An 11,666-nucleotide genomic window follows, 5' to 3' on the forward strand; every position below is an offset into this window, starting at 1 on the left:
AAGGAGCCGCCCCATGCGCCAGAAACCCACCGTACTCAGCCGCGAAATTGTCGCCAGTAGCCGCCTGTTCCGCGTCGAAGCCGTACAGCTGCGCTTCAGCAATGGCGCCGAGCGCACCTATGAGCGCCTGGTGGGACGGGGTAACGGCTACGGCGCGGTGATGATCGTGGCCATGCTCGATGCCGAGCACGCCGTGCTGGTGGAAGAATACTGCGGTGGCACCGATGAATACGAGCTGTCGTTGCCCAAGGGTCTGATCGAGCCGGGCGAAGACGTGCTGGCGGCAGCCGACCGGGAGCTCAAGGAAGAAGCCGGTTTTGGCGCACGCCAGCTGGAGCACCTGACGGAACTGTCGCTGTCGCCGGGCTACATGAGCCAGAAGATTCAGGTGGTGCTGGCCAGCGACCTGTACGAAGAGCGCCTGGAAGGCGACGAGCCTGAGCCGATGCGGGTCGACAAGGTCAACCTGCGTGAGTTGTCGGCCTTGGCCATGCACCCGCAGTTCACCGAGGGCCGCGCCCTGGCGGCGCTGTACCTGGCCCGTGACCTGCTGATTCAGCGGGGGCTGTTGGAGCTATGAACGACCTGCAACTGATGCACGAAGTGGTCAAGCTGGCGCTGACGGCAGGCGAGGCGATCCTGCCATTCTGGCGCGCCGATGTCGCGGTGACCAACAAGGCCGACGATTCGCCGGTTACCGCCGCCGACCTGGCGGCGCACCGGGTAATTGCCGATGGCCTGCTGGCGCTGGCGCCGCAGATCCCGGTGCTGTCCGAAGAGGACTGCAATATTGCGCTGGCCGAGCGGCAAAGTTGGAGCCGCTGGTGGCTGGTCGATCCGCTGGATGGCACCAAGGAGTTCATTGCCGGCAGTGAAGAGTTCACGGTCAACATCGCCCTGATCGAGAACGGCGACGTGGTGTTTGGCGTGGTGTCGATGCCGACCAATGGACGCTGCTACTTCGGTGGGCGCGGGATGGGGGCCTGGCGTGCAGATGCCGGTGAGGCACCCCAGCTGATCCAAGTACGCAACGCACCTGCGCAGGGCGAGCGTTTTACCGTGGTGGCCAGCCGTCGGCATTCCAGCCCGGAGCAGGAAGCGCTGTTGGCCGGCCTTGGGGCTGCGGTGGGTGAGCTGGAGCTGGCCAATATCGGCAGTTCGTTGAAGTTCTGCCTGCTGGCTGAGGGCAGCGCAGACTGCTATCCGCGCCTGGCGCCGACTTCGCAGTGGGACACTGCTGCGGCGCAGGGTGTGGTGGAGGGGGCCGGTGGCGAAGTGATCGGGCTGGATGGCTTGCCGTTCCGGTATCCGCCACGCGAGTCGCTGCTCAATCCGCATTTCCTGGCATTGCCTGCCAATGCTGCATGGCGCCAGGCCTTCCTGAACCTGATTTGACGGAGTATCACCCTACCCTGTGGGAGCGGGCGAGCCCGCGAAGCAGGCACCGCGGTGCGGGGCACCGGCTTCGCCGGTGTTCGCGGGCCTGCCCGCTCCCACAGGTTTTGCGCCAGCCTTTGGGTTTTGTGCAGCGCAGTTGCTTTCAGCGGCTGCTGGGCTAGCGGTGCAAGACGTACTGGCCGCTGAATTTCACTGCAGGCTCGTCACTTCCGGCATTGCTCACGGTGGTTTCCAACCGCAACCGCGCCCGCCCACGGCGCTGGTACATGGCCAGGAATCGCTCCCAGGTCTTTTTGTCGGGCGCGGTACAACGCGCCACTGCCGTGCCGGTCACTGGCAACGGGTAGCTGATCTGCCCTTCCTGGATGACGATATGCCCGTCATCGATCCCCAGTTCACGCAGGCGCAGGTGCAGCCAGCCCCAACCCACCAGCACTGCTGCGCAGTACAGGCTGCCGCCGAACATGGTGCTTTTGTGGTTGACGTTGGCCGCCAGCGGCAGTTGCAGGCGCAGGGTGTGCTGCTGCCAATCGATCACTTCCAGGCCCATTTCGCGGGTCAGGGGGATGTCGCTGTGCAGTACGGACTGCAGGTACTGGCTATCGGTGCTCATTAACGGTTGTCCTCTTGATCGTCATGCCCTCCGCTGCCGCCGTCGAAGTTCAAGCCATGCTTGCGCAGCTTGTCGTGCAGGGTTTTGCGGGGGATACCCAGTGCTTCGGCCAGGCTTCGCATGGAGCCGTGTGGCTGGGCCAGTTCGGCGGCGATCAGCGAGCGTTCGAATTGCTCGACCTGCTCGCTGAGGTTGCCGCTGAGCATGGGCGCTGCCGGTGCTGCTGCCGAGGGCGCCTGGCCATCCAGTGCCAGTTCCAGGCCAAGGGCGAAACGCTCGGCGGCGTTCTGTAGCTCGCGGACGTTGCCTGGCCAGTCATGACGCAGCAGCAGGGCGCGTTGCGCGGGTTGCAGCGCATGCGGCGACAGGCCATGACGTTGGCTGGCAGCATCGGCGAAATGCTGGAACAACACCAATATGTCGTCGCCGCGTTCACGCAGTGGCGGAATACGCAGCGGCGCCACGTTCAGGCGGTAATACAAGTCCGCGCGGAAACGCCCTTGGTCGGCAGCCTGACGCAGGTCTTCCTTGGTGGCGGCTATGATGCGGATGTCCAGCGGGATCAACTGGTTGCCGCCCAGGCGTTCGACCACTCGCTCTTGCAGCATGCGCAGCAACTTCACCTGTACATCCAGGCTCATGCTCTCGATTTCGTCGAGGAACAGTGTACCGCCGTTGGCAAATTCGAACTTGCCGATACGGCGTTTCTGCGCGCCGGTGAACGCACCGGGCTCGTGGCCGAACAGTTCGCTTTCGACCACCGATTCGGCCAGCGCGCCGGCGTTGATCGCCACGAACGGCCCTTCGCTGCGGCTGGACAAGTCGTGCAGCGCGCGGGCCACCACCTCTTTGCCAGCGCCGGTTTCGCCCAGAATCAACACGTCGGCGCGGGTGCCGGCCAAGGCGCCGATCTGTTCGCGCAGGCGCAGCATCGCCGGTGAATGGCCGACCAGGCGGGTTGCCAGTTGCTGGCGGTCGCTCAGTGCCAGACGCAGGCTACGGTTGTCCAGCACCAGCCGGCGCAAAGCCAGGGCGCGGCGCACGCTGTCGAGCAGGGCGTCTGTGGCAAAGGGTTTTTCCAGGAAGTCATAAGCCCCGGCGCGCATCGCCTGCACCGCCAGCGGCACATCGCCATGGCCGGTAATCAGCAGCACCGGCAGTTCGCTGTCGCGGCCGTGCAGTTGTTCCAGCAACTGCAGGCCATCGATGCCCGGCATGCGGATGTCGCTGACCACCACGCCGGGCCAGTCGGCCTCGATGCGCTCGGCCAGGCCTTGGGCTTCGGCCAGGGCGACTACCTTGAGCCCGGCCAGGTCCAGGGTCTGGCTCAAGGCTTGGCGCAGGTGGGGGTCATCGTCGACCAGGATGACCTGGGCTCGGCTGTCGATCAGTGTCTCGGTGGTCATGCCGAGGGGTCCTCCGAATTGGGCAAAGTAGCGCCAGATGCGGCCACACGCAGCTGGAGGGTCAGCATTGCGCCACCTTCCGGGTGGTTGGCCAGCAGCAGTTCACCGCCCAGGGCGCGCATCAGGCTTTCACAGATGGCCAGGCCCAGGCCCAGGCCCTGGGTGCGGGTCTTGGTGGTGAAGAAAGGCTCCTTGGCGTGCTCCAGGGCCTGGCGGCTGAAACCGGGGCCGTTGTCACGGATGTACAGGTAGACGCAGTCATCACGCTGCTCGGCACTTAGCCACAGGCGGCGCGGGTTGGCCTTTTCGGTCAGGGCGTCGAGGGCATTGGCCAGCAGGTTGCCTAGCACTTGGCGCAGGCGGGTTTCGCCGGCCTGTACCCACAAGGTGGCTTCCGGCAGGTCGCGGATCAGCTCTACGGCCATCGCCCGGCGGCGCTTGGCCAGTAGCGCCAGGGCATCGTCCAGGGCCGGCTGCAGGGCCACGCTCTCCGGGGCATGGCGGTCACGACGGGCGAAGGCACGCAGGTGGGCAATGATCGAGGCCATGCGCCCGGTCAGCTCGCCGATCAGCTTGAGGTTGCCGCGGGCGTCTTCGGTACGTTGGTGGTCGAGCAGGATCTCGGCGTTTTCTGCGTAGCTGCGGATGGCGGCCAGGGGCTGGTTCAACTCATGGCTGATACTGGCCGACATGGTGCCGAGCACCGACAGCTTGCCGGCCTGCACCAGTTCGTCCTGTGCGCGCACTGCCTCCTGCTGAGCGTTTTCGCGCTCCAGCACGGCATTTTTCAGGCGGGTGTTCAGGCCTTCAAGGTCGGCGGTACGTTCGGCCACGCGCTTTTCCAGTTCCTGGCGGCCACGGGCTTCGAAGTCGATGCGGTCGATGTAATGGCGCCGCCGTTGCATCACCAGGCCTGCCAGCAACATCAGTACCAGCAGCGTACCGGCACCGATGGCCATTACCGTCTGCACCGAGCGATCAACCAGCGTGCGCGGGGCAAGGATGCTGACTTGCCAACCAGTTTCCTTGATGTCGCGGGTCTGGGTGATCCAGGCCTGCGGGTTGAGAACCAGCGGCTGTGGGGCCTGGGTCGGATAGGGCTGGATGGCGATGATGGCCTGGCGCTCGGCGTCGGTCAGCGTGCGGGTAGCACGGAAGCGCCAGTCGGGACGCGAAGTCAGGATGACCACGCCATTGTGATCGGTCAGCAACAGCTGCTCGGGCGTGCGGCCCCACAGGGTTTCGGTGTGGTCGAGATCGACTTTGACCACCAGCACGCCGACGATCCGCTCGCGGTCGCGCACGGCCGCGGCAAAGAAGTAGCCGCGCTTGGCCGAGGTGGTGCCCTGGCCGAAGAAGCGGCCCAGGCGGCCGGCCATGGCTTCGTTGAAGTAGGGGCGGAAGGCGAAGTTTCGGCCGACAAAACTGTCGTGCTTGTCCCAGTTTGAGGCGGCCAAGGTGTTGCCGCTGACGTCCATCAGGTACATCACCTCGGCACCGGTCTGCTGCACGATATCCTTGAGCAGGCGGTTGGCGTTGGTCACCGCTTCCAGGCGGAAAGGGTCGGCCAGCACGCCACGCAGCGCCGGCAAGTCGCCGAGAATTTGCGGCAAGGTCTCGTAGCGGTGCAGGGTGCCGAGCAGGTTGGCCACATACAGGTCGAGGGTCTGGCGGTTCTGCGAGGCCAGTTCTTCCTGGTAATAGCGTTCGGCCAAGTGATGCAGGGGCCACAGTAATGGGGCCAAGATCAGCGCCAGCAGGGCCAGGCTGCGCCAGCGGGGACGGCGTGGGGGCGTGGGCTTTGCAATCATCAGGTAAATGCGCCAGAAAAGTCTGACGCAATTATGCGCTAGTTAAGGCAGCAGTTCCGCCTCTGCCAATGGCAGGCCTACCTTGTCCTTGTCCGACAACAGCGGTGGCTGCTGCAGCCCCCAGTCGATGTCCAGTTGCGGGTCGTCCCAGCGGATACAGCGGTCGGCGCCCGGGTTGTAGTAGTCGGTGGTCTTGTAGAGGAACTCGGCCGATTCACTCATCACCGCAAAACCGTGGGCGAAGCCGGGTGGAATCCACAGCTGGCGATGGTTGTCGGCCGACAGGTGTACCGCGACCCATTTGCCGAATGTTGGTGAGCTTTTGCGCACGTCCACGGCGATATCGCGGATCTCCCCGTGCACCACGCGCACCAGCTTGCCCTGGGTGTTTGCCACCTGGTAGTGCAGCCCACGGAGCACGCCCTTGATGGAGCGCGAGTGGTTGTCCTGGACGAACGCCACGTTAACGCCGGTTTGCTGTGAGAACTCACGGGCGTTGAATGCCTCGAAGAAAAAACCACGGCTGTCAGCGAACACCTTTGGCTCGATGATCAGTACTTCAGGGATTGCTGTAGGGATGATGTTCATAGCGGCTCGCTGGCCCGTCGCTCAAGTATTGACCCTAGTCGGCCTTGCCGGAAATTTCCGCGCGTAGCTGTAACAGGATGCATAAGGTGTGGCTATGGTAGACAGCAGGCCGTTCCTTTCACCAGACCAGCGCTGACGCGTGTCGATTGTTATCGATTTAAATTCGCCGAGTGGCGCTGTATTCTTCAATTTTCAGGCTTCAAATATCGATATATATCGGTTATAAATTGACAAACGCCCCAGCATACCCGGCTCAGGGCCATCACAGAGGTCACCCATGAAAACCCTCAACTCCACGCCCCGTGCCGATGGTTTCCACATGCCCGCCGAGTGGGCCCCGCAAACTCAGGTATGGATGGTCTGGCCGGAGCGCCCGGACAACTGGCGCCTGGGCGGCAAGCCGGCGCAGGCTGCCCACGTAACCCTGGCCAAGGCCATTGCCCGTTTCGAACCTGTGACCGTCGCGGCTTCCGCCGGCCAGTACGAGAACGCCCGTCGCCAACTCGACCAGCCGAACATTCGTGTGGTTGAAATCAGCAACGACGATGCCTGGGTGCGTGACACCGGCCCGACCTTCGTCATCAACGACCATGGCGAAGTACGCGGCGTAGATTGGGGCTTCAATGCCTGGGGCGGCTTCGATGGCGGCCTGTACGCACCTTGGAACCGCGACGAGGAACTGGCCGCCAAGGTGCTGGAAATGGAGCGCTGCCAGCGCTACCAGACCGAAGGTTTTGTGCTGGAAGGTGGTTCGATCCACGTAGACGGTGAAGGCACGGTCATCACCACTGAGGAATGCCTGCTCAACCGCAACCGCAATCCGCACCTGAGCCGCGAGCAGATCGAAGCGGTGCTGCGCGATCACTTGGCGGTCGACACCGTGGTATGGCTGCCCGATGGCCTGTACAACGACGAAACCGACGGTCACGTCGACAACTTCTGCTGTTACGTGCGCCCGGGTGAAGTGTTACTGGCCTGGACCGATGATTCCAACGACCCCAACTATGCGCGCTGCCACGCGGCCATGGATGTGCTGAAGAACACCCGCGACGCCAAGGGCCGCGAATTCATCGTGCACAAGATGCCGATCCCGGGCCCGCTGTTCGCCACTGCCGAAGAGTGCGCCGGTGTCGACCAGGTAGCCGGCAGCCAGGAGCGTGACCCGTCGGTGCGCCTGGCGGGTTCGTACGTGAACTTCCTGATCGTCAACGGTGGCATCATTGCCCCAAGCTTCGACGACCCGGCAGATGCTGAAGCCAGAGCGATCCTGGCAAGGATCTTCCCCGACCATGAGGTGGTGATGATCCCGGGCCGCGAGCTGCTCTTGGGTGGCGGCAACATTCACTGCCTGACCCAGCAGCAGCCGGCGCCGGTCAAGCGCTGAGCCCGTAATGAATGAGAGGCCCGTCATGTGACGGGCCTCTTTTTTGCGCGGGCGACGCCCGGAGGCCGAGCTGGCATACGTTTTGTATTGTTTTTCAAGCAGATAGCGAGATGGCACGGTCAGGCCGCGCCTCTGATCTGTAACAATACCTACGTAAATTAGCCGCTCACGGGCCAGGGAGTACGTGTGGACATGAACGCAGCAAGTGAGTCGGCTTTGCGCCCATCGGCAGTTGATCGCCAATCGCTCAGGCTTTTGGCGAAGCGGTTGAAACACCATGGAAGCATCAGGGTCAGGACGACCGACCCACGACGTCTGCTTGCCGGGCGATACCCCCAAGGGTTGATCAGCGAAGCAGAGATGCAGGCGCTGATGGCGGTGTGGCACTGATCGATTGCACCTGTACCTGCCTCTTCGCGGGCATGCCCGCGAAGAGGCAGGTACAGGCAACTAAGATCAGAAACTGTAGCTACCCGTCACCACAAGGCTACGTGGATCGCCCACCTGGATCTGCGCCGCACTGGTCGCCGAGCTGTAGTAGGTCTTGTCAGCAATGTTGCTCAATGCCGCCCGCACATCCCAGTCATGGGTCCGATACCCCGCCAGTGCATCCCAACGGCCATACCCTGGCAATACTGTGGTGTTCTGGTTGTCCGCATAACGTTCGCCCACCAGTGTCAGTCCGGTTTCGGCGTACCACCCCAATTCTGGCTTCCAGGTCACGAACAGGCTGCCATTGCGCTTGGCCACGTCATTGATGCGGTTGCCTTCCTGGCCGTTATTGTCCTTGACGATGATCGCATCCTGCAGGCCAATGCCGCCGCGTACATACCAGTTGCCGACGATGTTGCCGGTGGCCGTCAGTTCGATGCCGCGCGAACGCTGCATGCCGCTGAGCAAGATGATGTTCGGGTCGTTCGGGTCGCGGGTGCGGCGGTTGTAAAGCTCCAGCTCGTAGATGGCCAGGGTGGTGGTCAGGCGCTGGTCGAGCCAGTCACTTTTCACCCCGATTTCCTTCTGCCGGGTCTCTTCCGGGTCGGTTTTATTGGTGTTGCCCGGCGCCCCCGGGGTGATGCCGATCAAGCCGCCACCCACCGGTGAGAAAGTCTTGCTCCACGAGGCGTAGAACGAATGGTCGCGCCATGGTGTGTAGACCACGCCCAGGCGTGGGCTGGTACTGTTGCTGTCCTGCGGTTCGCGCACGCCATCCTTGTTGGTGGTTTCCACTTCGAACTGGTCAAAGCGCACGCCGGCGAGAACCTGCCACTGATCGTTCAGGCGAATCTGGTCCTGCAGATAAACCCCGCGGCTGTCGACCACGGTGTGGTTGTTGCTCGATACCGCCAACGTACCATTGTGCGGCTGGCTGGGTTTTCCCAGGCCTGGCAGGCTCTGGCTGCCGGCGCTGTATAGCAGCGGATCGCGCCGCTGGTTGCCGAACTCCAGGCCCAGCAGCAGCTTGTGTTCAAGGCCCAAGGTGTCGAAGTCGCCCTCGGCCTCCAGGTTGTTGAACAGGTTGCGGGTGTTCAGGTCCTGCTGCCAGCGTTGGCGGGTCAAGGTATTGGTGCCGGCGTTGTAGCCCGTGACATAGGTGTTGTCGAACTCGCTGTCGAGTTTGAACAGGCCCAGGGTGTGGCGCAGCTGCCAGGTTTCGTTCAACTGGTAGTTCAGGCGCGAGCGCAGCGACTGGGCGCGGTCGTCAATGTAGTCGCGATTGTCGCCGTAGGTGGCGCTGCGGCTGACGTCTGCCGGGCGGCCGTTGACACTCGGGATGCCCCGGTCTGGTGTGCGGTTGTAGCGGCTGTATTCGTACTGCACCAGCCAGTTCAGGTCGGGGGTGATCTGCCAGCTGATCGACGGGGCGAACAGTTGGCGGCTGCCGTCGATACCATCGCGGAAGCTGTTGTTGTCCTGGTTGCCCATGTTCAGGCGCAGGCTGACCGTGTCGCTGGGGTCGGCGCTGAGGTCGGCATACAGGCTGCGCAGGTCTTCGCTGCCGGCCTGCGCTTCGATGGTCGAGCGGCGACCCGGCTCCGGTGCCTTGCTGACCCTGTTGACGATGCCGCCCTGGCTGCCACGGCCATACAGTACCGCTGCAGGCCCCTTCAGCACTTCGACCCGCTCGATGTTGTGCAGGTCGCGGATGTACTGGCTGTCGTCGCGGATACCGTCCAGGTAGAAGTCGTTGCTGGCCTCGAAGCCGCGGATGCGTACGCTGTCAAAACGGGTGTCGGCGCCGCTGCTGACGTTGGGGATACCCTCCAGCGCCTTGCCCAGCGTGTTGCTGCCGTAATCCAGCACATTGGCGGTTTTCACCGTATCGATGGCCTGCGGCACATAACGCACGGGCGTCGAGGTGCGGGTTGCGGTGCTCACCTCCTTGACCCGCGGGTTGTCCTTCTCGCGTTCGCTGTCGGCGGTAACCGACGACTCCGGCAGTGTGGTGGTGGCGGCACTGGCCAGGCTGGCGCTGAAAAGCAGCGACAGGCCAAGCGTCAGGGGTGAAAGACGGCAGGGTACAAGCATGGGCACATTCAAACCGGCAGTTGAAAATTAGGTGCGAATGGTAATGCTTGCTATTTACTCCTGCTTGGGTATTTGTAAAGGCTTGTCTTTACATATGTGTCCGTTTGTAACAGCCTCTGCGGCCACGCTCTGCCTGCTCCCAGGAAATTGTCCGTTCGATCAAATGGCAAATTCCTACACAAGATAAATTGTCCGCTGATAGCGCAAACCTGCATGGAAATGCACCAGACAGGCCGGTAATTTCGGTTATATCAACCTGCATTTCACGACTTTTTGACATTTGTAATCGCACACGGCTAGGATTCGGCCAACGCCTGCTGGCCATGGTATTGGCCAAGCTGCTGCCAAGGGCCGCCGTGAAATTACCGGTCGGCCCACCCGGCTGGATCCGCATAGCGTCGAACCTACGAAGGGGCGTTGGTTCCTGGCGTCATTTTGCAGCGCGTTTTTGATTAAGAAATAAGGAAAACAACATGTTGAAAACCAGGATCAGCCTGGTCGCCCTGGCGATGATCGCCGCGACCCAGGCTCAGGCCAATGACCAGGCTGACAGCAAGGGCTTCATCGAGGACAGTCACGCCAACGTCCTTCTGCGCAACGCCTACATCAACCGTGACAAGAAGCATGGCACCGACGACCAGATCGAATGGGGCCAGGCGTTCATCGCCAACTTCTCCTCCGGTTTCACCCAAGGCACCGTTGGCGTCGGTGTTGACGCATTCGGCCTGTACGCCGTGCGCCTGGATGGCGGCAAAGGCCACAACGGTGGTGGCGGTGTAGACTTCTTCAAACCGCACGAAACCACCAATGCCGAAGGCAACGCCAGCTCGCCGCACAACCTGGCGCGTGGTGGTGCTGCTGTGAAATTCCGCATTTCCAACACCGTGCTGAAGTACGGTGACCAGATGCCAGCACTGCCAGTGCTGCAGTACGACGATGCACGTCTGCTGCCAGAAAGCTTCACCGGCACCCTGATCACCTCCAAAGAGATCCAGGGCCTGGAACTGAACGCCGGCCGCTTCACCCAGGAAGCGCGCAAGAGCGCCGAGCGCCGTGATGGTGGGGGCCTGAAGTCGATCAACGTCTTAGGTGGCAGCTACAAGTTCACCGACAACTTCACCGCTTCGCTGTACACCGCCGACAACGAAGATGTGATGAAGAAGCACTACCTGGGCTTGAACTACGTCTTCCCGATCGCCAGCGACCAGTCCCTGACCCTGGACTTCAACGGCTACAAGTCGGACATCAACAACAAGTACGTAAAAGCCGCAGGCCTGAACGGCGACTCCAACACCATCTGGAGCCTTGCTGCCACCTACGCGTACGGTGCGCACTCGTTCACCCTCGCTCACCAGCGCAGCACCGGCAGCACTGGCTACAACTACGGCTTCTACCAGAACGCCGGCGGCGTGGGTGACGGTGGTTCCACCATCTACCTGGCCAACTCGTACTGGTCCGACTTCAACGCCGAAGACGAGCGCTCCTGGCAGTTGGGCTACGGCCTGGACTTTGGTGCCTACGGCATTCCGGGCCTGACCTACAAGCTGGCTTACGTGGTGGGTGACAACATCAACACCCGTAACGTCGCCAACCCGCAAGGCTTCGGCGAAGGTAAAGAGCGCGAGATCTTCAACCAGATCCGTTACGTGGTGCAGGACGGCCCGGCCAAGGACCTGTCGATCAAGCTGCGTAGCTCGTTCTTGCGTACCAACAACGCTGTGCAGCAGAACGGTTACAACGACGACGGCAACGAAGTCCGCGTATTCGTCGAGTACCCGATCAGCATCTTCTGATCTGCGGTTGCTTGCATGAATGCTGGGGCCGCGCTGCGGCCCTTCGCGGGCTTGCCCGCTCCCACAGGTATGGACTGCCCCCCAAAAGTTGGACAGTTTTAAGCTGCAGCCTGAGCCCTGTATTCCACAGGGCTCAGGCCATTGAGT

At 62.4% G+C, this 11,666-nt stretch carries 10 protein-coding genes; 5 read left to right on the plus strand and 5 right to left on the minus strand.

Annotated elements, in window-relative coordinates:
* The first annotated feature begins 13 nt into the window (after nt 1-13).
* Nucleotides 14-580 (plus strand): ADP compounds hydrolase NudE, encoded by a 567-nt coding sequence (gene nudE / locus FQ668_RS00505; RefSeq protein WP_003255794.1) that lies wholly within the window; start codon nt 14-16, stop codon nt 578-580.
* A complete protein-coding gene (gene cysQ / locus FQ668_RS00510) occupies nt 577-1,395 on the plus strand; it encodes a 3'(2'),5'-bisphosphate nucleotidase CysQ (protein ID WP_019438879.1) in 819 nt (272 codons plus the stop codon). The genes nudE and cysQ overlap by 4 nt, the downstream gene beginning before the upstream one ends.
* Before the next feature lie 160 nt (nt 1,396-1,555).
* Here the strand turns inward: cysQ and FQ668_RS00515 are convergent, their stop codons facing one another.
* Genes FQ668_RS00515 through rfbC form a run of 4 tightly spaced genes read right to left on the minus strand, consistent with a single transcriptional unit; the run spans nt 1,556 to nt 5,816 of the window.
* A complete protein-coding gene (locus FQ668_RS00515; RefSeq protein WP_019438878.1) occupies nt 1,556-2,011 on the minus strand; it encodes a YiiD C-terminal domain-containing protein in 456 nt (151 codons plus the stop codon).
* Nucleotides 2,011-3,417, minus strand: a complete 1,407-nt coding sequence (locus FQ668_RS00520) for a sigma-54 dependent transcriptional regulator (RefSeq protein WP_014589347.1) — start codon at nt 3,415-3,417, stop codon at nt 2,011-2,013. Before FQ668_RS00520 ends, FQ668_RS00515 begins: the two co-directional genes overlap by 1 nt.
* Nucleotides 3,414-5,228, minus strand: a complete 1,815-nt coding sequence (locus tag FQ668_RS00525; protein ID WP_019438877.1) for an ATP-binding protein — start codon at nt 5,226-5,228, stop codon at nt 3,414-3,416. The genes FQ668_RS00520 and FQ668_RS00525 overlap by 4 nt, the downstream gene beginning before the upstream one ends.
* A gap of 42 nt (nt 5,229-5,270) precedes the next feature.
* The gene (rfbC, locus tag FQ668_RS00530) at nt 5,271-5,816 is read right to left on the minus strand and encodes a dTDP-4-dehydrorhamnose 3,5-epimerase (protein ID WP_014589349.1); all 546 of its coding nucleotides are present in this window, start codon (nt 5,814-5,816) and stop codon (nt 5,271-5,273) included.
* A 277-nt stretch (nt 5,817-6,093) separates the two neighbouring features.
* Between rfbC and aguA the strand changes: the two genes are divergently transcribed.
* Entirely contained in the window at nt 6,094-7,200 is a 1,107-nt protein-coding gene (gene aguA / locus FQ668_RS00540) for an agmatine deiminase (RefSeq protein WP_019438876.1), read from the plus strand.
* 192 nt (nt 7,201-7,392) lie between these two features.
* Nucleotides 7,393-7,590 (plus strand): hypothetical protein, encoded by a 198-nt coding sequence (locus FQ668_RS28940; protein ID WP_011953221.1) that lies wholly within the window; start codon nt 7,393-7,395, stop codon nt 7,588-7,590.
* 66 nt (nt 7,591-7,656) lie between these two features.
* Here FQ668_RS28940 and FQ668_RS00550 read toward each other — a convergent pair whose 3' ends face one another.
* Nucleotides 7,657-9,726 (minus strand): TonB-dependent siderophore receptor, encoded by a 2,070-nt coding sequence (locus FQ668_RS00550; RefSeq protein ID WP_014589351.1) that lies wholly within the window; start codon nt 9,724-9,726, stop codon nt 7,657-7,659.
* Between the two features lie 473 nt (nt 9,727-10,199).
* Here FQ668_RS00550 and FQ668_RS00555 point away from each other — a divergent pair, with 473 nt between their 5' ends.
* On the plus strand, nt 10,200-11,519 hold the full coding sequence (locus FQ668_RS00555) for an OprD family porin (RefSeq protein ID WP_003255784.1): 1,320 nt from the start codon (nt 10,200-10,202) through the stop codon (nt 11,517-11,519).
* The last annotated feature ends 147 nt before the right edge of the window (nt 11,520-11,666 follow it).

It is taken from the genome of Pseudomonas sp. Kh14, assembly GCF_900291005.1.
GTDB lineage: Bacteria > Pseudomonadota > Gammaproteobacteria > Pseudomonadales > Pseudomonadaceae > Aquipseudomonas > Aquipseudomonas alloputida.